19 protein-coding genes are annotated in these 22,253 nt (G+C 47.8%); 13 read left to right on the top strand and 6 right to left on the bottom strand.

Annotation, left to right across the window (positions count from 1 at the left end):
• The first annotated feature begins 39 nt into the window (after positions 1 to 39).
• The 4 genes from WH45_RS11490 to WH45_RS11475 all read left to right on the top strand — a co-directional run bounded on the left by WH45_RS11490 (position 40) and on the right by WH45_RS11475 (position 6,074).
• The gene (locus WH45_RS11490) at positions 40 to 1,995 is read left to right on the top strand and encodes a BglG family transcription antiterminator (RefSeq protein WP_046214453.1); all 1,956 of its coding nucleotides are present in this window, start codon (positions 40 to 42) and stop codon (positions 1,993 to 1,995) included.
• Positions 1,996 to 2,132: 137 nt separating this feature from the next.
• Complete coding sequence (locus WH45_RS11485) at positions 2,133 to 4,154, top strand: PTS fructose transporter subunit IIABC (protein WP_046214452.1); 2,022 nt, start codon at positions 2,133 to 2,135, stop codon at positions 4,152 to 4,154.
• A gap of 325 nt (positions 4,155 to 4,479) precedes the next feature.
• Entirely contained in the window at positions 4,480 to 5,187 is a 708-nt protein-coding gene (locus WH45_RS11480; protein ID WP_046214451.1) for a Crp/Fnr family transcriptional regulator, read from the top strand.
• A 140-nt stretch (positions 5,188 to 5,327) separates the two neighbouring features.
• Positions 5,328 to 6,074, top strand: a complete 747-nt coding sequence (locus WH45_RS11475) for an SDR family NAD(P)-dependent oxidoreductase (RefSeq protein ID WP_046214450.1) — start codon at positions 5,328 to 5,330, stop codon at positions 6,072 to 6,074.
• 188 nt (positions 6,075 to 6,262) lie between these two features.
• Here the strand turns inward: WH45_RS11475 and WH45_RS11470 are convergent, their stop codons facing one another.
• Positions 6,263 to 6,565, bottom strand: a complete 303-nt coding sequence (locus WH45_RS11470) for a GrpB family protein (RefSeq protein ID WP_235338346.1) — start codon at positions 6,563 to 6,565, stop codon at positions 6,263 to 6,265.
• The gene (locus WH45_RS11465) at positions 6,507 to 7,103 is read right to left on the bottom strand and encodes a hypothetical protein (protein WP_046214449.1); all 597 of its coding nucleotides are present in this window, start codon (positions 7,101 to 7,103) and stop codon (positions 6,507 to 6,509) included. The genes WH45_RS11470 and WH45_RS11465 overlap by 59 nt, the downstream gene beginning before the upstream one ends.
• A gap of 783 nt (positions 7,104 to 7,886) precedes the next feature.
• On the opposite strand from WH45_RS11465, the gene WH45_RS11460 reads away from it, so the two are divergent.
• Complete coding sequence (locus WH45_RS11460; RefSeq protein WP_046214448.1) at positions 7,887 to 8,624, top strand: spermidine synthase; 738 nt, start codon at positions 7,887 to 7,889, stop codon at positions 8,622 to 8,624.
• Between the two features lie 219 nt (positions 8,625 to 8,843).
• On the opposite strand, the gene metE is transcribed toward WH45_RS11460, so the two are convergent.
• Positions 8,844 to 11,138, bottom strand: a complete 2,295-nt coding sequence (gene metE / locus WH45_RS11455; RefSeq protein WP_046214447.1) for a 5-methyltetrahydropteroyltriglutamate--homocysteine S-methyltransferase — start codon at positions 11,136 to 11,138, stop codon at positions 8,844 to 8,846.
• 318 nt (positions 11,139 to 11,456) lie between these two features.
• Between metE and WH45_RS11450 the strand changes: the two genes are divergently transcribed.
• From WH45_RS11450 to WH45_RS11435, 4 genes are all read left to right on the top strand, one after another.
• A complete protein-coding gene (locus WH45_RS11450; RefSeq protein ID WP_046214446.1) occupies positions 11,457 to 12,074 on the top strand; it encodes a hypothetical protein in 618 nt (205 codons plus the stop codon).
• 88 nt (positions 12,075 to 12,162) lie between these two features.
• A complete protein-coding gene (locus tag WH45_RS11445; protein ID WP_046214445.1) occupies positions 12,163 to 13,053 on the top strand; it encodes an NAD-dependent epimerase/dehydratase family protein in 891 nt (296 codons plus the stop codon).
• Positions 13,053 to 13,433, top strand: a complete 381-nt coding sequence (locus WH45_RS11440) for a hypothetical protein (protein WP_046214444.1) — start codon at positions 13,053 to 13,055, stop codon at positions 13,431 to 13,433. Before WH45_RS11445 ends, WH45_RS11440 begins: the two co-directional genes overlap by 1 nt.
• Before the next feature lie 68 nt (positions 13,434 to 13,501).
• A complete protein-coding gene (locus WH45_RS11435; protein WP_235338345.1) occupies positions 13,502 to 13,873 on the top strand; it encodes a nuclear transport factor 2 family protein in 372 nt (123 codons plus the stop codon).
• A gap of 621 nt (positions 13,874 to 14,494) precedes the next feature.
• Here WH45_RS11435 and WH45_RS11430 read toward each other — a convergent pair.
• Entirely contained in the window at positions 14,495 to 15,721 is a 1,227-nt protein-coding gene (locus WH45_RS11430; RefSeq protein WP_052723738.1) for a replication initiation protein, read from the bottom strand.
• A 757-nt stretch (positions 15,722 to 16,478) separates the two neighbouring features.
• Between WH45_RS11430 and WH45_RS11425 the strand changes: the two genes are divergently transcribed.
• Positions 16,479 to 17,945, top strand: coding sequence for an aldehyde dehydrogenase family protein (locus WH45_RS11425; RefSeq protein ID WP_046214443.1), 1,467 nt, complete (start codon positions 16,479 to 16,481; stop codon positions 17,943 to 17,945).
• A gap of 355 nt (positions 17,946 to 18,300) precedes the next feature.
• Positions 18,301 to 18,444, top strand: a complete 144-nt coding sequence (locus tag WH45_RS23765) for a hypothetical protein (protein WP_200897679.1) — start codon at positions 18,301 to 18,303, stop codon at positions 18,442 to 18,444.
• 189 nt (positions 18,445 to 18,633) lie between these two features.
• On the opposite strand, the gene WH45_RS11420 is transcribed toward WH45_RS23765, so the two are convergent.
• Both WH45_RS11420 and WH45_RS11415 read right to left on the bottom strand, forming a co-directional pair.
• Positions 18,634 to 18,987 carry a winged helix-turn-helix transcriptional regulator gene (locus WH45_RS11420; RefSeq protein ID WP_046214442.1) on the bottom strand — a complete coding sequence of 118 codons (354 nt, stop codon included), beginning with the start codon at positions 18,985 to 18,987 and terminating at the stop codon, positions 18,634 to 18,636.
• Between the two features lie 425 nt (positions 18,988 to 19,412).
• Positions 19,413 to 19,652: a hypothetical protein gene (locus WH45_RS11415; RefSeq protein WP_017813140.1), complete on the bottom strand. Its 240-nt coding sequence runs from the start codon at positions 19,650 to 19,652 to the stop codon at positions 19,413 to 19,415.
• Between the two features lie 422 nt (positions 19,653 to 20,074).
• On the opposite strand from WH45_RS11415, the gene WH45_RS11410 reads away from it, so the two are divergent.
• The gene (locus WH45_RS11410) at positions 20,075 to 20,902 is read left to right on the top strand and encodes a hypothetical protein (protein WP_046214441.1); all 828 of its coding nucleotides are present in this window, start codon (positions 20,075 to 20,077) and stop codon (positions 20,900 to 20,902) included.
• Positions 20,903 to 21,175: 273 nt separating this feature from the next.
• Positions 21,176 to 21,979, top strand: coding sequence for an SDR family oxidoreductase (locus WH45_RS11405; protein WP_046214440.1), 804 nt, complete (start codon positions 21,176 to 21,178; stop codon positions 21,977 to 21,979).
• The last annotated feature ends 274 nt before the right edge of the window (positions 21,980 to 22,253 follow it).

Genomic DNA, 22,253 nt, shown 5'->3' with positions numbered 1-22,253 from the left:
CGCCGTGTTCTGACTGATATGAAGGAGTAAATAATAACCATGATATTGCTAAATGCCAGACAGCAGGATATTTTGCGGATTTTGCTGAACCGACCGGGCCAGTTTATCCAGATTCAGAGCATTGCCGATCAGCTGCACTGCTCGGAGAAGACCGTACGTAACGACTGCAAAATGATTGAACAGTATATAGCCGACTATCCGCCGACTGCGCTGATCCGTCGTCCGGGCGCAGGCATCAGCCTGGACGTATCGGGTGAAATGGCGAATACCATGCTGACCCGGCTGCAGACGGTACAATCTTCTGCGGCGGCAGTCGTCCCGAATAAAGAGCGGATCGTACAGATCGCCTACCGCTTGCTGATGAGCGCCGAGCCGCTGACTGCCCAGGAATTGGCCGACCGCTTCTATGTCAGTCGCAATACGATTCGCAGCGATCTGGATCTGATCGCCGACTGGCTGGAGCCCTTGCAGCTGAGGGTAGTCACCCGGCAGCGTATTGGCATGATCATTGAAGGAGAAGAGCGGTACAAGCGGCTGGCGCTGGTTCGGCTCAACCGACTCGCTGACAATGGAGAGCCTGCAGGCAAATGGCTGAAAAGCCAGTTCGCCGCTCATGAAGTGGATACGGTCTACCATGAGCTGGAAGCGTTATGCAGACGGCATCAGCTGCATTTCACAGATGAGACATTTGACAGCCTGGTCATACATATTCTGCTGATCAGCCGCCGGATCAAGCTGGGACAGCCGATTACAGTAACCGGAGGCGAGATGGAAGAGATTCGCCGCAAGCGCGAATATGAATGGGCCCATGAGCTGTCGACAGTGCTGGGTAAAGTATTTGCCATATCGTTCCCGGAGATGGAGCAGTGCTATCTGGCGCTGCATCTGCTCGGCGGCAAGCTGCGTTACAAACCGGCTGTACCCGCTGAAGAACCGACAGCCGAAGAAAATGAACAACTGCCGGCAATTCTCGTAGAGCAGCTGGTACGCAAAATGTGCAGTCTCAACCTGATTGATTTTACCCGGGACGAGACGCTGATCAGCGGACTGCATGTCCATCTGCGTACCATGCTGAATCGGCTGAATTATGGATTGCCGGTATCGAATCCGATGCTCAGTGAGATCAAGAAAATGTATCCGTACATGTTCGATATGATGGTGTCCGCAGTCGATGAGCTTAACCGGGAATACGGACTGAATATTCCCGAGGAAGAGATGGCCTATCTGACGCTGCATTTTCAGGCGGCGGTGGAGCGGCTCAATCACAGCAGCCATAAGCACAAGCAGGTAGTCATTGTCTGCCATATGGGGATCGGGATGTCCCAGCTGCTGTCTTCCCGGATTGAACGCAAATTCTATGCGGTCCATGTGGTGGGCTGCATCGCTCTGACCGAGCTGGATGAATTCCTTCGTCAGCATCAGGTCGATATGATCATCTCGACAATTGAACTGCCGCCTGTCAGCATCCCGCATATTGTCATTTCTCCTCTGCTGGAAGCCGGGGAAGAGAAGAAGCTGGAGCAGTTTATCCAAAAGTCCGAGAACGCTCCGGCAGGCCAGCCCCAGCAATCGGTACTGCTCAAATACACGACGCCTTTTCTCGTATTGCTTCAGCAGCAGGCGGAGCACCCGTATGAGATTATCGAGCGGCTCGCTCAACTGCTGCATCAAAAAGGCTTTGTGACCGCCGAATACGTGCACAGCGCCATTGTCCGGGAAAAGATGTCTGCTACGACAATCGGCATGGGAGTCGCTATCCCGCATGGCAGTCCGCAGCATATTGTGCAGTCGGCGATCGCCATTGCGACGCTGCAGCAGCCGCTGCGCTGGGGCAATGAATATGTATCGCTCGTATTCATGCTGGCGGTGCAAAATGATGATCAGCAGGAGACGCGCCTGCTATTCCGCGAACTGTCGAGTATCAGCGAGAACCCGCTGCTCGTGCAGCGCCTGCGTGAACAGCAGGATGTGATGACTTTTCTAAGCGGATTCTGATAGGCAGCTCCGCTTTTTCGACAATAAAATCGCTTTTACCGCATCTTCTGTCCGCTTCCGGTAAAAGGTTGAACATTTGATACTCATTCTCCGGTTTATAATACATGTAAGCGTTACAACAATGGAGGATGATAAGCATGAAACTATTGGCAATTACCTCATGTCCTAACGGAATTGCGCATACGTATATGGCGGCAGAGAATCTGCAAAAAGCTGCCGATCAGCTTGGTGTACAGATGAAAGTCGAGACGCAGGGCTCCATCGGCGTCGAGAATGAATTTACCGAACAGGATATTCGTGAAGCGGATGGTATTATTATCGCCGCAGACAAGACGGTCAACACTTCCCGGTTCGGCGGCAAACGGCTGCTGGTAGTCGGTGTACAGGATGGAATCCGCAAGCCGCAGGAACTGATCAAGCGTTTTAGCGAAGGACAGGTACCTGTTCATCAGGCAGAGAAAGGTTCTTCCTCCGCCGGTAAGCAGGAGCGTCAGGACAAGCAGAATCCGATCTACCGCCATCTGATGAGCGGGGTATCGTACATGATTCCGTTTATCGTTGTCGGCGGTCTGCTGATTGCGATTGCACTGACGCTGGGCGGACAGAAGACACCGGGCGGGCTCGTGATACCGGATGGTTCGTTCTGGAAAACGATTGAGCAGATCGGTTCGGCGTCCTTTACCTTTATGGTGCCGATTCTGGCGGGATTTATCGCCTACAGTATTGCTGATCGGCCGGGTATTGCGCCGGGGGTGATCGGTGGTTTTATCGCCGCTAACGGCAGCTTTTATCATAGTGAATCCGGTGCAGGATTTATCGGCGGGATCGTAGCCGGCTTCCTGGCAGGTTATGTAGCACTGGGAATCAAGAAGCTCAAGGTCCCGCGGGCGCTGCAGCCGATTATGCCGATCATCATTATTCCGATATTAGCGTCGCTTGTCGTTGGATTGGTGTTCGTCTATCTGATCGGAGCGCCAATCGCCCAGATTTTCGAGACGCTGACCGTATGGCTGGCGAGTATGCAGGGAACGAGTTCGGTACTACTGGCGCTTATTCTTGGAGCGATGATTTCGTTTGATATGGGTGGACCGGTTAACAAAGTCGCTTTCCTGTTTGGTTCGGCGATGATTGCGGAAGGCAATTATGAGATTATGGGTCCGATTGCCGTGGCAATCTGTATTCCGCCAATCAGTATGGGACTAGCTACATTTATTGCCAAGCACAAATTCCGTCCGGCAGAACGTGAAGCCGGCAAAGCGGCATTTACGATGGGATTGTTCGGGATTACTGAAGGGGCGATTCCATTCGCAGCCCAGGACCCGCTGCGCGTCATTCCGAGTATTATGGTCGGTTCGATGACCGGATCGGTAATTGCGATGCTCGGTCATGTAGGAGACCGCGTCGCTCATGGCGGCCCGATCGTGGGTGTGCTGGGAGCTGTAGACAATGTCATTATGTTCTTTATCGCGATTATTGTCGGTGCGGTCGTCGGCGCACTGCTGATCACACTGCTCAAAAAGGCCGTCCCGCTGGAAGATTCCGTGCAGCTTGAAGGCATTCCTGCGGATATGATTGCCGATCATGCTCCGGCTCCATCAAATCATGTTTCTGTTCAGCCGGGCAGCACTTCCGTACCAGCATCCGCCGCTGCAGTATCTGCCAGCCATGCATCATCGTCTCAGGCAGCCGAGGAGACCCGGATCGAACAGCTGACCGATATTATGGATCTGGATCTGATCCGACTCGATCTGCAGGGAGAGACGCGCGACCAGGTTATTGACGAGATGATCGATATTCTGGATCAGAACGGCAAATTATCATCTGCACCCGATTTCAAGCAGGCAATTCTGGCACGTGAGCAGGAGAGCACAACAGGCATCGGCATGAATATCGCGATTCCACACGGCAAATCGCAGGCAGTTCAGCGTCCGGCAGTCGTGTTCGGCTTGAAGCGTGACGGAGTGGACTGGCACAGCATGGACGGTACGGATGCCCGGTTGATCTTTATGATCGCTGTACCGCGCAGCAGCCAGGGCAATGCCCATCTCAAAGTACTGCAAATGCTTTCCCGCAAATTAATGGATGAGCAGTACCGGAACCAGCTGCTTCAGGTGAACAGCCGTGAAGAGGCCTATCAACTGCTGGAGCAGATCCGTTAATGGGCATTGCTTTTTGGAATAGACAGCATCTGCAATTCCATAATAAATAATGAAAAGGAGCACTGATCCTATGCAGTGCTCCTTTTGTCATTTGAAGACAATCCGTATGAGGGACATGTATTCCAGAGCTTGTAGGCACACTCCAACAACATTATGCGATCATTTATATTAAATTTTATAGGGAACGTTTTGTAATCTGCATTACAGAAGCTCAAATCAGGGTGGTTTATGATGAATATCATTCTGGTATGGATTATCCTATATAAGGAACAATAATCAAGAAGCACATAACGCTGGTCATTCGCAGCATAAAAAGGAGGGCAAAATGGTACAGTATGAGATGACAGAACATATCACATCACTTTTGCCGCAAATCAAAATATTTGAATCGCTTCCCGCAGAAATTATCCATGAAATCGAACGATTGGTAACAAGATCCAATGTGTACACACTTGCCAAAAATTCTCTTTTTCAGACGCCCGGTGATGAAAGAAAGGGTTTATTTTTCGTAATCACCGGTAAACTTCGCTTCTACAAGACCAACCCGGCCGGCAAACAACATACCGTCTGTATCCTCAGTGAAGGCGGCATATTTGGCGAACTTGATACCTTTTCACTGGGCGCCAAAGGGGCTTACGTAGAGACGATGGAAGACTCGATAGTGTTCTCGATTGCGACGGAGCAATTCGAACCGCTTTTGGTCAAGTACCCTGAGTTGTCTTTGCGATTCCTGTCGGAAATGAGCAAACGTCTGCGAGATCAGGATGAATTGGTGGAAAAGCTGGTTTTTAGAGATTTACGCGGTAAAGTGCTGTACTTTCTCAATCGATTATCCCAAAAATTCGGCACCGAAGAAAAGGAATATCGTAAAATCGATATCCCCCTGACACATCAGGAATTGGCCGATATGATCGGCGCTACCCGGGAAGCGGTATCAGTGACCCTGAAGGAACTATCCAATGAAGGTATTCTTGTGACCAGTCGTCGCACGGTCATGATTCATATGGAGAAAACGATGCACGAACTGGCTTGATCACTTGCCTGTATCCAATTCCCTTTGACGATATGTTTTCCAGCGTAATCCAGATTACGGAGGAATAATTCATTCCGCGTTATGATCAATATTGTAACGTAATCACTACCAAACAGGACACGTACAGGAGGCATATAGACATGGGGAAATTGGAAGGGAAAGTAGCGGTTATTACGGGAGGAACAAGTGGTATTGGACTTACGACAGCGCAGCGATTCGTTGCAGAAGGGGCCTACGTATTTATCACCGGTCGCAGACAAAGCGAGCTGGACGCGGCCGTGCAATTGATCGGTGACCGGGTGACTGGCGTTCAAGGTGACATTTCCAATCTGGGAGACCTGGACCAACTGTTTGCTGCGGTCAAACAGGAAAAAGGACATCTGGATATTCTGTTCGCCAACGCCGGCATTGGCAGCATTTTGCCCTTGGGTCAGATTACCGAAGAGCAGTATGACAAGACCTTTGATGTGAATGTAAAAGGGACTTTGTTTACTGTTCAAAAAGCTTTGCCGCTGTTTCCCAATATGACGGGAACGATCATCTTAACCGGCTCGACAGCGGGTTCGGTCGGCGACGCAGGCTTTAGCGTCTACGGTGGTACCAAGGCGGCGCTTCGCCAGATGGCGCGGAACTGGATCACGGATCTGAAAGGCACAGGAATACGGCTTAATGTCATAAGTCCCGGCTGGGTCCACACACCCGCTTATGATGATCTGTTTGGCGAAGCGCTCAATCAAGTCGTGGAATCGGCCAAGAATCTCGTTCCACTAAGTCGCCTGGGCAAGACAGAAGAGATTGCCAGCGCGGTAGTGTTCCTGGCTTCGGAAGAAAGCAGCTATGTGAACGGCATCGAATTGTTCGTAGATGGCGGTATCGCTCAAGTCTGACGTTGAATGGTACGGGATAAGTTGTGATTCAAGTCCTTTCCCAATAAGTGTATATATCCAAACAGGCAGAGAAGTCTATACAGGCTCTCTGTCTATTTGTCATACCATAACGGATTAGATTGCACTGATCCACTATCAATTCATCCTCTCTTAAGGTTCCGATCTTGCTATTCATCGTTCTGACCGTGCTACTGGTGAGCGCGTCGGACAATATCCCGGCAGTGATCTGCTTTGGCCTGCTGGTAACCGAAGGGATCATACTGGTAATCGTTTGTCAGCTGCCGCTTCAATTCCCCATACTGCAAGGCTTGCTCTGGATGCCGGGCCAGATAGTTCCGGAACAGCAGATGATCGCTAACCTGCGGGTGTGATTGCTCATATACATGCAGATGATGGGTACGATGATCTCGGCCTTCTCTGTTACGGATAGAGTTAATGCCCGGAGGGAACGCCGTTCCATTCCCGTAGACTGTCTGCATTGTTGTAGTCACTGGCTATTTTCCAGTTTCCATTTTCATTCTGCATAATCAGCTTGCCGCCCAGCGGGATGGACTTATTTGGTTTATCCAGATGCAAATCAAGCCGGTAGGACAGCCGGATCATCTGATCCGTATTGGAAACGGTACGCGAGCGGATGGTGATATCCTTTGGAGTGATGGAGGTCTTTTCCTGAATGGCGATCTGCAAAGGGAACCCGGCAGAACGTTCTTTGCGAACCCACTCATAATATTCCGGTGTCAGCAGGGTTTTGATCTTTTGCTGAATCTGCTTCAGCTGGGCAGTTTCCTCGTCTTCATCATAAATATCCTCGACGGTATACTGTGTTTTCAAATACTTGGCGGCAGCTTTCATGGCCTCCTGTATCTGTACATCATTCAGGCCCACTATATCATCTGCTTGATGACCGGATTCATTCGTACGGGCGGCCTGAGCAGAGTTGGCATTGGGCGGATTACCGGTATCTGTACAGCCGAGCAAAATGGCTGTCAGCAGAGAGAGGCTCAGCAGGGGAGCGGTAATTTTACGCATGGCGTTCTCCTTTCGTCGTATGCAGCAGATTTCGGCTGAAATCGCCGATTTTCCTTTTATGCAAAATATTTTGCTGCGCAAACATCCTCTGAGATGGAATCGATCACGTCATATAACCAGACGCTATCAAGTAACTGAACGTTTGGGCTGCTGGTCTCTCTGAAGCTGAATATATGAGTACAAATGAAGGAAGGAAAATGGTCGGTCAGGAGGAAGATCGTTGCCCGAAGAGCAGTAAAAGAAGTTGTTGCTCATTACATACCCAGCCGAGCGATTAAGAAAAGGGAACAAGTTACAAAAATGAAAAAAATGTAACTTTTTATAAAACAGTGAATACAGCAGGATATAGCGTATCCAAATATCTTCACAGTATATGAACCTGTATGAGAAGCTGCAGCAAATAGCCCGGCGGTATCGGGTCGCCAACATAGTAGATCAGCGACCGTACGTTTGCCGATTAGACGAGTGTACAAACCGGTTAATAAATGAAGTGATTTACCAGGCAGCTATCTACAGGCTGTCTGATCATACTGGATTATATCCATCCAGCAGCCTGCAGAGGGCTGCCGGAAAGCGAGGTTATACAATAATGCGCTATCTGTTGCTGATCGTCTGGATTGGATTTATCGGCTATGCACTGCTGCTGTATATCTGGCAGACACGCCTGCCGGTAAATGAAGAACAGACCATTAAATGAACAACAGAAATGAACACTGCATCAGCATGCTATAATACCTGCAGCAGGAAATCATTCCAGATTAATAACCGAAGGAGATTGTAATCGTGCAGGTGCTTTTTCATCAAATAACATCCCATGCAGATATCACCGTGTATGAGACCCATGAATTGTACGGGGAGAAGGGGCATTTCCGGGTACTTCAGTTTGCCAATTCCGATATCCAGGGAGCGCTCGATCTCCGTAACCCGCAGCGGATTGTTTTTGAATATCCCCGGGCGATCATTCATCTGCTGGAGTATAATTTGGGGGACCCTCAGCATTTGTTTATGATCGGCCAGGGAATTGGTACACTTAGCCGTTATTTTGCCGATAGACAGATTCAGGTTGCCGAGCTGGACCGGACAGTAGCGGAGCTGAGTGTGGAGTATTTTGGCTGCTCCTCTGATTCATTGTGGATTGGCGATGGCCGGGAACTGCTGGAGAGGCAGTCGGCTGGGCAGTATGAAAGCGTGATTCTTGATGCATTCGACGAATCAGGGACGCCGGATCAACTGGTATCGCTGGAATTTTTCACACTGGTGGATCACAAACTTCATGAACAGGGAGCACTGATCATGAATCTGATCGGCAGGGGTACGCATGATACACGCATTCATGCGATCTATACGACGCTATGTGAAGTGTTCCCTTATGTGCGCTGCTTTCAGCTGCCGGTGGAGAAGAATAGCGATGTGCGCAATATTATTATGATGGGCAGCAAGCGCCCGATTCGCTACCAGTCCCGCCAGCTGGCCGGATTCACCGAGGAACAGCCGGAGTATGCTTATATTATCAGGGACTGAGCCAGATAAGGAGCAGAGAAATACATTTCACCCACCTGCCAGTCTGTACACCGAAGTTATCTATTTATACAGACATCATTTTATAGGAGCCATTCAACATGGCTTATCCAAATATGAATTCTCGAAACAGCAAAAGCACTCTGCACAGTCATGATGAGCATGACTGTTACAGAGTGCTTTTTGGCTGTTAACCGGAATATATCCATATATTCGTTGGTATTACACGCCTACTTTGGTTTCCTGTCCGAGCTGACGGCGGATATCCTGAGCGGCTTCGACCATTAGTTTCAGTGCAGCGACCGTCTCCGGATGGGCACGGGTCTTCAGACCGCAGTCGGGATTGATCCAGAACAGCTTCGGATCGAGTACACGCAGGGCGCGTTCGATCAGCTGTACCATTTCTTCCTTGGCTGGTACACGCGGGCTGTGGATATCGTACACGCCAAGACCGATCCCTTTATCATATCCATGCACTTCAAAGGAAGAGATCAGCTCGCCATGACTGCGCGATGTCTCGATCGAGATGACATCGGCATCCATTGCCTTGATTGCATCGATAATATCATGGAATTCCGAATAGCACATATGCGTATGAATCTGGGTCGTTTCCTTGACAGCAGCGGTAGAGAGACGGAACGAACCGACTGCCCAATCCAGATATTCCTGCCATTTGGAGCGCTTGAGCGGCAGACCTTCACGCAGTGCCGGCTCATCCACCTGGATCATCTCGATACCCGCTGCTTCCAGTGCCAGAATTTCGTCGGAAATGGCACGGGCAATCTGATACGATACCTGGCTGCGCGGAATATCATCCCGTACGAATGACCAGTTGAGAATCGTCACCGGACCTGTCAGCATGCCTTTAACCGGCTTGGAGGTGAGGGACTGTGCATATTTGGTTTCTTTGACCGTCATCGGCTCCACAAAATTCACATTGCCGTAGATGATCGGCGGTTTTACGCAGCGTGAGCCATACGATTGAACCCATCCATTTTTGGTAAAGGCAAAACCGTCCAGCTGCTCTCCGAAAAATTCCACCATATCCGTACGCTCAAACTCACCATGAACGAGTACATCCAGTCCCAGTTCTTCCTGAATCTCGATCCATTCACGAATCTCCTGCTGGATAAACTGCTCGTACTGCTCCGGTGTCCATTCGCCGGTACGCCACAGGCGGCGCGCACGACGAACTTCAACCGTCTGCGGGAAGCTGCCGATCGTCGTCGTCGGCAGAACAGGCAGCTGCCATTTCTCATCATGGAGAGCACGACGCTCTTCAAATGGAACATTCCGTGTATCGTTATCTTTCTCCGCTTGATCCGGATGCAGCGGGGAACGCCAGTCCGAACCCGCCAGCTGGGATACCGCTTTGCGGCTCTGTTCCAGCTCGGTCTGCACGGCAGCGCCGCCAATATTGGCTGCACGAGTCAACAGTGCCAGCTCAGCCAATTTCTCATCGGCAAAAGCAAGTGCATTTTGCAGAACAGGCTCCAGCGCGTTCTCATGACGGGTCGTTACCGGCACGAACTGCAGACTGCATGAAGGCTGCAGCAAAATGCGGTCACGCGATACCGTCTGGGCAATCACATTGATCAGTCCCAGCTTTTCCTCCAGATTAGAGCGCCATACATTACGACCGTCGATCAGACCGACGCCAATCACTTTATCTTCCGGGAAGCCCCAGTCATCCAGCGCATTCAGATTCTGTTCCAGACCGTAGACAAAGTCCAGACCAATCCCCTGCACCGGCAGATCGATCAGTTTGCCGAATCCGTCCACACCTTCAAAGTAGGTTTGTACCAGCAGATTACTGCTGCCGGACGCTTCGTTCAGCTGTGTATAGGCTTCCTGTACGAGTGTCCATTCGTCAGCGGACACTTCCAGAGCGAGGGAAGGCTCGTCGATCTGCACCCAGTTGGCGCCCGCCTGGTTCAGCTCGCTGAGCACCTGGGCGTACAGCGGCACCAGCTTGTTCAGCCAACCAGCGAATTCGCTGCTGTCATACCCTTTGGACAATTTGAGGAAGGTATACGGTCCGAGCAGTACCGGCTTGCCTTCCAGTCCAAGCTCCTGCTTGGCTTCCAGATACAGCTTTAGTACACGATTCTCGGTCAGCTGCGGTGTCAGATCGTTCAGCTCAGGCACGATATAATGGTAGTTGGTATTGAACCATTTGGTCATCTCGCCTGCTGCCGCTTCCTTGGTTCCGCGGGCAATGCCAAAGTATTGTTCCAGCGACACTTCGCCGCCGGTATAACCGAACCGTGAAGGAACCAGACCAAAAGTGACAGCCGTATCCAGTACATGATCGTAATACGAGAAGTCACCAACCGGAATCAGATCCACACCGGCCTGCTGCTGCTTGCGCAGATGATCAAGACGCAGACTTTTCATCGTATCCAGAAAATTCTCTTTATCCGTCTTGCCACTCCAATAGCTTTCCAGTGTTTTTTTCCATTCACGCTGTTCACCGAGACGCGGGTAACCGAGATTGCTGCTAAGTACTCTTGGCATTTTCATTTCCTCCCAGATTTGGATTGCGATACTATCGCTTAAGTTGTTTCTCATATTACAGCATTCAGGCGCAGCGTGGTTATACGTTTTGGCTATACCATACAATGGCATGGGGCTATAACAATGGAATCGCCGGTTATCCATCAGCCTCATCCCTTTTGGAAAAGGCTGATGTAATGGTAAAATAATAACGTTCGTACATAGATCAATCTGCCGTACAGCTGTCTGCATGACTTTTCCCTTTTCGAGAATACAGCGTGCAGATAGATGGACCGCAGTACGATTAGACACAGATGTACAGGTGAGAGGAGAGACTTGATGAGTTTTTTATACTTTTTTTACGGGTTTTTATGCCAGTGGGTACTGGCGCTGATTACATCGGCATTCAGCACGTCCGGTCTGGTCGGCAGCTGGATCGATAGCATCCCGATGCTGATTGCTTATGTCCTGTTTTATATCGGGTTTCAGAAATTAGAGCCGATCCAGCCATTGTTCGTCAAAGGTAAAATCAGTGCGCTAATCCTGTTCGTACTGTCCCTGATTTCGATGTTCATTCCCGCCAGTACAACGGCACTCAGCCAACCCTGGTGGGGAACACTGCTAACACTGATCGTGATCATTCCGGAGACGTATATGATCTATTATCTGTGCACCGGTATCGGCGAGATCGCGGATAAACAGTATCAATCCAATCTGCAGGAAACTGCCAAAAAGCGCTGGCGCTTATTCATCTACTGTCAGGTAACTATCGTCCTGGCCCTGCTGTCCGGCCTGCTCGCCAATACAACCGATCCCACCACATGGACATTCGTATCCGGCATATTCAGCGTAATCTACGTCATACTGAACCTGGTCGTCTACATCCTGATGCTCACCCTCGTATGGCGCGCACATAAACAGCTGGAACTGCCTACTGAGCAAAAGCATCATCATTAAAGATTAAAGATTAAAGACTAAAGACTAAAGATTAAAATAGCAGGAGAATAACCCGACGACTAATCATGAACACAGGAGGTATTACATTATGCAAAATGTACTCGTCATTGGTGGCACCCGCTTTTTTGGTAGAGATCTGGTTGAACTGCTGCTAGACAAAGGAATCAACGTAACGCTGCTTACGCGCGGAAAGACCGAAGATTCGTTCGGCGACCGCGTACAGCGTCTAATAGCCGATCGGACGGATATGCAGGCGCTTCAGCAGGCTGTAGGCAGCCGGACATTCGATATTGTATATGACAATATTTGTTACAACGCACAGGAAGCCATAGATGCCTGCGCGGTATTCAGCGGCAAGGTGGGACGATACATTGTAACTTCATCGCTGTCTGTCTATGACTTTGGAGAACAGGTGCTGCATGAGGAACAGGTGGATACTTACCATCATCCGTTTGACCCGCAAGCCAAGCCGGATTATGCAGAAGGAAAACGCCAGGTGGAGGCGGTATTTTTCCAGCAGGCTAATTTCCCTGCTGCTGCCGTCCGCTTCCCGATCGTGCTGGGACCAAATGATTATACGAAGAGACTCCATTTTCACGTAGGCAGAGTGCAGCGCGGCGAAGTGATCGGTATACCCAACCCAGCTGCTCGCATGAACTTTATCCATGAACAGGAAGCGGCCGAATTCCTGTACTGGCTGGGATTATCCTCGGAGCTGACCGGTCCGGTCAATGCCCGTTCCGACGGAGAAATGACACTGCTGGAAATGATGACTCTGATCGAACAGGAGACCGGGGTGAAAGCAATCGTCCGCAGCAAGACTGAAGAGAGCGAGCAGTCCCCATTCGGTGTACCATCGTCATGGATCATGGATACGTCCAAAGCCTACAAGGCGGGATTCCGCTTCCGCCAGCTGTCCGAGTGGTTCCCGCTGCTGGTCAGCCAGATTGCGGCAGAGGAGAGAGGAGAACAAACATAATGAGAAAACAAAGTATCCATCAAGAGCTGTTCGCAGCGGATGTACCGCTGGTGGACGGAATTATCGAATCCATCACCCTGCTGCCTGAAGAAGTCAAAGTCTATTTCAGAACAGAAAATGGCGCAGCAGCAGTGTTCACATTTGAACAAACCGCAGGCGTATGGGAACGGCGTGCAGCCGGTCAGGAGATCGGCGGGATGACCATACGGCCGGTTCACCTGGCCCAGCCGCATATCCGTGAAGCCCTGCTGGCCGACGTGGAGACCGGCGAACTGACTCAGGAGAGGCTGGACAGTCTGTCGATCTATTCCTTTCTCAACAGCTGGAGCGAACAGCCGCTTCTGGAGATCGCTGCTGCAGAGATGAGAGTAGACAGCTGATGAAATAAAATAAAGCTTCAATCCATAGATCACAGCATACTTGATGTCAATCTACGGAGGAGATCGCGGTGATAAAGGAAGAACAGATTGTTTGCTATGAAGAAAAATTGCGCAAAGCGATGCTGGAAAGTGATGTTAACGCTCTTGATGAGCTGACTCATGATGATCTTGCCTTTGTGAATCATTTCGGGCAAATACTGACCAAGACAGATGATCTGGAAGCTCATCGCTCTGGAGTAGTGGACTTTACCACTATTGAATTTCTGGAGCAAAAGATAACGATCCTGGAAAGTGCCGCTGTTACGATCACACGGGCTGCACTGCAGGGAAATGTTAGCGGAAATCCAATCCAGGAAGAAATGTGCTACACACGCATCTGGTTGATGAACGCGGACAAAGCAAAGGTAATTTCTGGACACTGCAGTTTGGTCCAAGCCTAATCCTGTAAAACAAATGTCCATATATATGTAAAAGAATATGTAAAAGCCGGATTGTGAACTACGACATTTTTAGGGTCATCTGTCCATTATGCAGCAATAGAAAATAGACAGCAGAACAGAATAGCAGCGAAATGAAGACAAAACGGACAAAAATAGGGTCTATTGATATCTTCCCAAATTGCTGTTCAATCAACTGCTGCCACAGTACCCTATTTTTGTCTTATTTCATTAAATGCTTTGGCAATAGTTAAATGGCTCCTTTTTCAAATACCATGCGATATTGTTATAAATCAGTCTGTGTCTGGACATACTCTTTTAATAAACGCATAGACGAACGGTATTAACTGCAGAATATTAATCAACACCTATTAATAAGCGCAAAAAGAGCGTATCCCATCGCAAGGGGTACGCTCTTTTTATTGCAGACGATCAGACAATCTGCCCACTTTTGCTATTAGCCTGTTATTGGACATCTTAACAGCTGCCAGCAGAGTGGACTGCCGGTTTTTGAATCCTTTTGCCATCGCTCTGCCTGGATCGATACAGCCACTGTTAAAGGTAAACTGTCGTCTCACCAATCTTATTCGTAGCAGTGGTTCATTAATCTCCAGATGTCACATGCTATGCCTGTTCGCTCCGATACACTTCCATGGTATAGTCTGCGAAAAACTTCTTCTGGATAAACTGCTGGAAATACGCTCCTGTCATACGATGCGGATCGGTCGCATCCTCGTCAATAATATCGATATCCTTGTCTTTCACGCTTGCTTTGAGCCCGGACAGTTCAGCTTCCAGCTCTGCCGGTGACAGACGGCCAATAAAATCGCTGACTTTTTGGGAAAGTGCTTTGTAGTAACTTTCCGCTTCGATCGCTTTTTGTTTTTGCGCATGTTTTTCTTCCTGCATTCGTTCCTGTTCAGCCTGCAGACCGGTTTTGGGACTGCGATAATCATTTTTTAGGGCAGCCATCGTATAGGCAGGAATATCCTTCACTTTGCCGCGCAGCACATCCTGCCTTACTTTCTCCAGATTCTCCAGAATATAATCTCTCGTATACTCGGCCAGAATCGGCTGGATCGCCGGCGGCTTGAGTCCGAATTCGTACTTCAGCAGGCTGCTCAGCTGCTGGGAAGTGTTCGGCTGGGCAATTGCCGCAGTCTCACGGTTTGGCAGCAGAGTAGTCTTTTTCTCAGGCGCTTTGGACGTAATAATGAATTTCACTTCACTGACCTTGCGCCCGGATTTGATTTCGATATAGTCGATTTTGATATCGGTATGCTTGTTGATCTCTTCCTGCGCTTTGACTATGACACGCTTCTTGAAATCGGAATAGACCGGGTACAGCTCCTCCACCCCGAGCAGTTCCTTTAGCCGCTGAATCGTAAATGTTCGTGTGCCGATCCGTTCGTACTGCTTGAGCAGTTCGTAGATCCGCATCGCATAGGCGCTTTTCAGCTTGATAATATCCTGCAGCCGGTAGGTGGTGAACTTCTCCTTGAGCTGCAGCAGATAAGGTTTGAGCTTGGGGGAGAACTCCACTTCAATCATGCCTTCTCCCGGAAAATATTCCGCCGAGGCGAGCCAGGTGACCTGCAGATTGTCATGTACATAAAACGGCTGGGACATCAGGCTGTATGTATAATCCTTGATCTGCTGATACACATTTTTATTTTTCACGCCAATTAGTTTGGCAAAGTCGCTGATTTTGAAGCGATAAGGTTTGAACTCCTCATCATTGGGAGAGATGGTGCTGATCAGCACAAAAATAATACGCAGTTCCACAACGCCCAGATTAAGCGGCGTTTCGATCAAATTATTGGATTTGGTGACAAGACTGTTTTTCCGCATGTAAGCCTCCGTATCTGAATCATAGGCTCATTATAAAGCAAGGTGAAGGATAAGAATAGGATAAAGCAGAGTGAAAGAGCAGAATTGGGGAGTGGAGAAAAATGACATCATCCCTTTGTGATGTTTTCTCCTGTTTTATAAACATGGTTTTAATATCTTTTAAATCTTTTGCTTGTTTTAGATCGCCCTGAACTCTTATAGATAAAGGGCTTACAAGCTCTATCCCGGACATAAATAGGGTGAAGTGAGACTTTTTTAGGGTTAACCATGGACAGGAAGAGGGCAAAGCATGGACAAAAAAAGGGTGGTTAATCAGACAGAAATAGGGCGAAGACAGACAACTTTAGGGTATAAGGAGACATTTCTAGGGTATCACAGACAAAATTAGGGCCTAATCCACTCTATTCATTCCGATCACCCTATTTTTGTCCGATTAAACGATAGATCGGCTGAAGAAAACAGCCGGAAAAAGGAGAATGACAAGCGAAAACAAAAGTTCGGCAATTGAAACAGCCATTCACCCTATTTTTGTCCGATTTTATAGCTGTTCGGCCATTAAGGAAATTTACTATCGTCCGTTACCTGTACATAGCCTAATTACCATATGCAAAATATTGAATATCAAATTCATGTTTGTTCGCAGGAAGAGACGGGTAACAATATAGAGGAACAGCAAAACGGTAATATACTAACTTATTGTTATCATTATTGTGTTTCTGATACTTATTCGCAAGTTGACTACAGGGAGGAACAACATATGACACTTTTACAATCCAAATTTGCCAAATGGAATAAACAGTTTATCGCCGGTGAGTGGGTCGAAGGTTCGTCCGATAAAACCGTCAAGGATATAAACCCATATAATGGGGAACTGCTCGTTGAAATGAAAGCATCCAGCCAGGACGATCTGGACCGTGCCTATCAGACGGCTTACAAAGCAGGCAAAGAATGGTCCAAAGCGCCGCTTGGCGTTCGTGCCCAGGTCATCTACAAAGCGCTCGCCCAGATGGATGAGCGCAAGGAAGAGATTGTGGAACTGCTGATTGCCGAAGCCGGCAGCACACGTATCAAAGCCGAACGGGAATGGATGGCTGCACGACGGGTAATGGAAGAATCCGCCTCATTCCCTTACCGGATGAAAGGCGATATTATCGGTTCGGATATTCCGGGCAAAGAAAATCGCGTCGTTCGTGAAGCCAAAGGCGTAGTCGGCATGATCGGTCCATGGAACTTCCCGCTTCATCTATGTATGCGTACCGTTGCTCCGGCGCTTGCGCTCGGTAATGGTGTGGTGATCAAGCCAGCTTCGGATACGCCGATTACAGCCGGACTGTTGATTGCAGACATTTTCGACCAGGCGGGTCTGCCCAAAGGTGTACTGAGCGTCGTCAGCGGCAGCGGTAGTGAGATCGGTGATGCGTTTGTCGCACATCCAATTCCCAAAATAATTTCCTTTACCGGTTCGACAGAAGTCGGTCGTGGCATCGGCAAGCTGGCCGGTGAGAATCTGAAGGAAGTAGCGCTGGAGCTGGGCGGAGATAACGCGATGATCGTACTGGACGATGCGGATATTGATCGGGCGGTAGATGCAGCCGTATACGGCAAGTTTTTCCATCAGGGACAGATCTGTATGGCACTGAACCGGATTATCGTGGATGATTCCATTTACGATACTTTTACCGATAAATTTGTCGCCAAAGTCAAAACGCTGAAATACGGTGATCCCTCCGATCCGAAAACGGTCGTTGGTCCGCTGATTCATGAGAAAGAAGCAGAGCGTCTGCTGGAGGTAGTCGACAAAGCACAACAAGCCGGAGCCAAGCTGCTGTATGGCGGCAAAGCAGACGGTAGTGTGTTGGAGCCTACCGTGCTGAGTGAAGTGGCAGCAGATAACCCAGCAGCCCAGAAAGAGCTGTTCGGCCCTGTAGCCCTGCTCATTCGTGCCAAAGGGGAAGAAGATGCCCTGCGCATTATGAACAGCAGCGAATATGGACTGAGCGGTTCGGTATTTACCACCAATCTGGAACGCGGCTACCAGGTCGCCCAGCAGATGGAGACCGGCATGATTCATGTCAATGACCAGTCGGTGAATGATGAAGCACATGTCATGTTCGGCGGCGAGAAAGCTTCAGGTGTAGGACGCTTTGGCGGCGAATGGGCGATTGAGAAGTTCACCCGCAGCCGGTGGATCAGCATTCAGCACCAGTACCGCGATTTCTTCTGAACCAGCGAGCATTGAAATAGTATAAGCAGATTCCGACTCCTATATAATGATCCTGATTATATTATCCCCGGTCTATTCTCCGCAGCAGGAGGATAGGCCTTTTATGGGCAAATAAGCAAGTGGTCTGGCGGTATTCCAAGTCGCTATATCTCTACATATCAAGCAGTTTGCAGCAGGTAGAAGCAATAATACAAATATGAAAAATAGTTACAAAATTTTTACCGGATAAATACAATATAATAGCGTTTATTGCGGTTTAGAAGCCATGGGAAAAGGTTATTAATGGATACCGGAACATTTACAACGAATACACCAGACTACATCTATCCGGCGACTTGAGAGGGAGTGAACAGGCATGTCAATAGACCGTTTTATATTGCAAAAGCTGAGCCGGAATGCCGACGAACATACGCGTACGAATCTGCTGCGTCTGTTCATCATTCGCATCCGCAGAGCGGAAAAGATGGAAGCCGGTAAAAACACACAATATGTTAGCTAGTGATCACGAACTTGCTGTAATAGGCATTATTTGATTGCAATATTCACTCCAATTAATTTCACTGCGATACCTGACCGGCATCCATAGGATAAATAAAATCATAGAGCACACCCATTTTTTATGACAAAAAAACATCCGGCTCCTCTTTTAATGAGGAAAGCCGGATGTTTTTGTTATCCTATGGTTTGTTTACTTGGCAGCTTGAGTATATTCGCATTCTGCCTGCTGTTCCCCTGGCTGGATCCAGGCTTGAGACCAATCCTGAATACCACGGATGACAGTTTCCAATGCCAATCCTTTTTCGGTCAGTTCATATTCGATACGTACAGGAGTCTCCGGATAGACATGACGAACAACCATTCCTTCATGCTCCAGATCTTTGAGACGTTCGGATAAAAGACGACCGCTTACAGGAAGTGATGATTGAATTGAGCAAAAGCGCTGGGGACCATTCAGCAACTGATAAATGATAAGACCATTCCAACGTTTACTTAAAATCTGCATCCCTTTTTCAAATCGGGGACAAAGCATTGATGTATCCATCTATATCACCTCTTTTATTAAACCTATTATAACATACAATATATATTTGATACAGACTAACCTATTGGTAATATAATAACTTTATACATCCTTCTTATAAAAAGCTATCAAATTACTTAAAGTCAATTTGTTATCAATTGATTATGACGCAATAGAGTGAAATACATATTACTTTAATACGTATACATTTGACACCAAAAGACCGGATTCCTGCTGAATAGAGTCTATTCAGCAGGAATCCGGTCTTTTATTCTATCCTGCATCAACAGGAGAAATATAGAAGTGATAGTAATCAATAGCATCCAAAAGCCTGCCTAAAAACAGAAAGGGCCGTTCGGAAAATCAATTTCCGGTTCCCAGGCCCGTCCAAGTTTCTGTTTATGATCGTTTTTTAATGATCATGCTCATTATGTCTGTAATTGATTTTAGTAAAGTGATAAGGCTAACGTATCACTTTCACGGTAAGTATGCAAAATGGCTTCCGATCCGATAACTTCGATACTGATTACGGTATCCAGACAATTTTTAATCATTTTTTTGCCGTTAATCACTTTATTTTCAATGGTTCTGCGTAATAGTCTGAGAAGTTTGGATACGGGTTGTGTATTATCGGCGTTAAAGTAAACCGGAACGATTTTGCTTTCTAACAGAATTGTCGTTTTCACTATTAATCACCTCATCTATTTGTAAGTCATTCCTAGTTAACGGCAAGTGATCATAAGTCTATCATTCAGGAAAATAGATATAGTATTCCGTTAACTTGAGATTATTGTAATATCCTTTCCTTAAAGAAAACTTAAAGGAACCTGATATTCACCTAAAACATCAGTAAAAATCAGCATCCAGGACACAAAATTCTCAAAAAAACAAAGCATTGAAGAAATGTTATTAATGTAATGTTCATAATAAGAAGATAAGATGCAGAAAATTCTAATTATTGTTTAAACTATAATTGACAAATTTAAGTCTATAGTGCTACATTTAAATGGGCATAAAGAACCTTTAAATACTATTATATAAACATGATTACCCTTTTATATAGATATAAAAGCTTACATGTCAATATTGAAGGGAGAAGACCTGCCATATGTTCGCCTTTAACTCATTTAATGAGAGAACGTTGACACTGACAGATAAAGAAATGTTTTTTCTGGCTGGCATTCTGGGTTTTGACCGGATTCTGGGAAGAGATAATCCGTTTCCGTCTCAGGGCACAGGAACACTGACCACAAGCTGGAAACAGGTCGCTGTGTCGTTACTGCAAAAAGGCTGTCTGAGTGCAGAGCAGTTTGAATCTCTGGTCACACGGACGTCAGCGGGTGCCCATCCATTTAACGGTATTTATAAGCGTGGATGCTGTCTTCGTTATCAATATAAGACAGAATCGGGCAAGCAGATTTATGATAGCCATACTTATTTCAGCAGTGATGGAGTGATCGAGATTCGACAGGCCGATGATCTGCCCGGGCATTACATCCTGAGACCAATGGGCGCATTGTCCGAGGCATGCAGCCTGGTAATGGAACAGATGAATCTGAACACCTACCCGGCCAATGAGATGCCGGCGCTGACGTTTTCGGGCCAGTGGTTTGATGACTATATACGGAACAAGCAGGCTCGCCGTAATCGCCAGTTAACGAACCAGCTGAGTGAAATGACGGGTGATCTGGAAGGGTCCAGACTGTTTGCCGGTGTATTGTCGGAGAACCGATTGTATGCGGAAGTTCAATTCTCCTACTGGGACGAAGAGAACTGGCAGCGCAAAGGTGCCATCCTGCTGGCTGATGACGATACCAACTGGATCGTACGGCGCAGCAATCTGGATCAGGAAGATTGGATGATCGCGGTACCGGCTGACAAGATCCATTTTCGCCAGATGCTGCTGGATTGGGTGCAGCAGCCCGAGTCGGTCTAGGACTTTATCCGGTTACAGAGTTGATAGGCTAAATTAGTCAGTGACCTTATTTTTTTTGGATAAAGGTTTCATTTCATGTCGAGAGTGTCAAAACGTTCATACGAGAAGTCTTATCAGACCGGACAGCCTATTATGCTGTTCGGTTTTGTCGTTTTTCTCCCATAACTGTACATAAATATATATTAAGGTGATTCCTTATCGGCTTCATGTGGGTAATTGTTGTGGCAAGCTAATTAGCAAAGGGCCAATAACATATGTGAGGGAGTGAATGATATGGAATCCACAGTTCAATCTAACCGTTTTGAAGGCAAGACGGCGCTGGTTACCGGTGGCGGCTCCGGTATTGGTAAGGCTACAGCATTGAAGTTTGCTGCACAGGGAGCCAATGTCATTATTTGTGATCTGTCGCCGGAACGAATTCGGGAGACTGAAGAAGAGATCAATGCGATCCGTGCCGATGCCGCACTCGCTTTCGAGATAGATATCGCTGATGAAGAACAGGTCAAACATGCTATTGAGAAGGGTGCCGAGCATTTTGGCGGACTGAATGTTGTCTTTGCCAATGCAGGGATCAACGGTACGGTAGCCCCTATCGATGAAATTAGCTATGAAGATTGGCAGCGCACGATCAATACCAATCTGGGTGGTACATTCCTGACTGTAAAATATGCGCTTCCTTTCCTGAAAAAAGAAGGCGGCAGTATCGTAGTCACCAGTTCCATTAATGGCAATACCACGTTTGCAAGCTTCGGAATGTCCGCGTATAGTTCATCCAAGGCGGCACAGGTTGCTTTTACCAAAATGGCAGCGTTGGAGCTGGCTCAGTTCAAAGTACGTGTCAATGTTATCTGTCCGGGAGCAATCTCGACCAATATTGATCAGAGTACTGAACGTAATGAAACGGTTGAGAAAATCGCGATTCCGATTGAATTCCCGAATGGCAGACAGCCGCTGGCAGGTCAATCCGGCTCAGCTGATAATGTAGCGGATCTGGTTACGTTCCTGTCGTCGGGTGAAGCTTCCCATATTACAGGCGCACAGATCGTAATTGATGGCGCGGAATCTCTGCTCTGTTAAAATAACAGAAAATCTGTTTACAGAACGGCATACACATAAATAGTTAAAAAAGGAAGCTTTCGAAGAGGGAGCTTCCTTTTTTGCGTTCAGGCTCAATATTTGGAGACGTATCATGTATAATTAAAAATAGGAATAGACAGTCGTTCGTTATGCATATAAGGAGATTTGAACATCATTATAAGAGACATGACCTTTATTATGGTATGGGACATGAACCTTATTTATGAGATTGAACTTTGTGCTTCGCATTCGGACATTGCGCTATTCCATGACT

The sequence above is a fragment of the Paenibacillus wulumuqiensis genome (assembly GCF_000971965.1).
Taxonomy (GTDB): Bacteria; Bacillota; Bacilli; order Paenibacillales; family Paenibacillaceae; genus Saccharibacillus; species Saccharibacillus wulumuqiensis.
Note: the sequence above shows the minus strand (reverse complement) of the source record. Positions and strands in the feature narration are given on the sequence as shown.

Coding starts and splice junctions, on each gene's coding strand:
- WH45_RS11420 (WP_046214442.1), bottom strand. CDS start 18,987: ATGGATACATCAATGCTTTGTCCCCGATTTGAAAAAGGGATGCAGATT.
- WH45_RS11490 (WP_046214453.1), top strand. CDS start 40: ATGATATTGCTAAATGCCAGACAGCAGGATATTTTGCGGATTTTGCTG.
- metE (WP_046214447.1), bottom strand. CDS start 11,138: ATGCCAAGAGTACTTAGCAGCAATCTCGGTTACCCGCGTCTCGGTGAA.
- WH45_RS11410 (WP_046214441.1), top strand. CDS start 20,075: ATGTTCGCCTTTAACTCATTTAATGAGAGAACGTTGACACTGACAGAT.
- WH45_RS11485 (WP_046214452.1), top strand. CDS start 2,133: ATGAAACTATTGGCAATTACCTCATGTCCTAACGGAATTGCGCATACG.
- WH45_RS11430 (WP_052723738.1), bottom strand. CDS start 15,721: ATGCGGAAAAACAGTCTTGTCACCAAATCCAATAATTTGATCGAAACG.
- WH45_RS11480 (WP_046214451.1), top strand. CDS start 4,480: ATGGTACAGTATGAGATGACAGAACATATCACATCACTTTTGCCGCAA.
- WH45_RS11475 (WP_046214450.1), top strand. CDS start 5,328: ATGGGGAAATTGGAAGGGAAAGTAGCGGTTATTACGGGAGGAACAAGT.
- WH45_RS11440 (WP_046214444.1), top strand. CDS start 13,053: ATGAGAAAACAAAGTATCCATCAAGAGCTGTTCGCAGCGGATGTACCG.
- WH45_RS11465 (WP_046214449.1), bottom strand. CDS start 7,103: ATGCGTAAAATTACCGCTCCCCTGCTGAGCCTCTCTCTGCTGACAGCC.
- WH45_RS11445 (WP_046214445.1), top strand. CDS start 12,163: ATGCAAAATGTACTCGTCATTGGTGGCACCCGCTTTTTTGGTAGAGAT.
- WH45_RS11450 (WP_046214446.1), top strand. CDS start 11,457: ATGAGTTTTTTATACTTTTTTTACGGGTTTTTATGCCAGTGGGTACTG.
- WH45_RS23765 (WP_200897679.1), top strand. CDS start 18,301: ATGTCAATAGACCGTTTTATATTGCAAAAGCTGAGCCGGAATGCCGAC.
- WH45_RS11405 (WP_046214440.1), top strand. CDS start 21,176: ATGGAATCCACAGTTCAATCTAACCGTTTTGAAGGCAAGACGGCGCTG.
- WH45_RS11425 (WP_046214443.1), top strand. CDS start 16,479: ATGACACTTTTACAATCCAAATTTGCCAAATGGAATAAACAGTTTATC.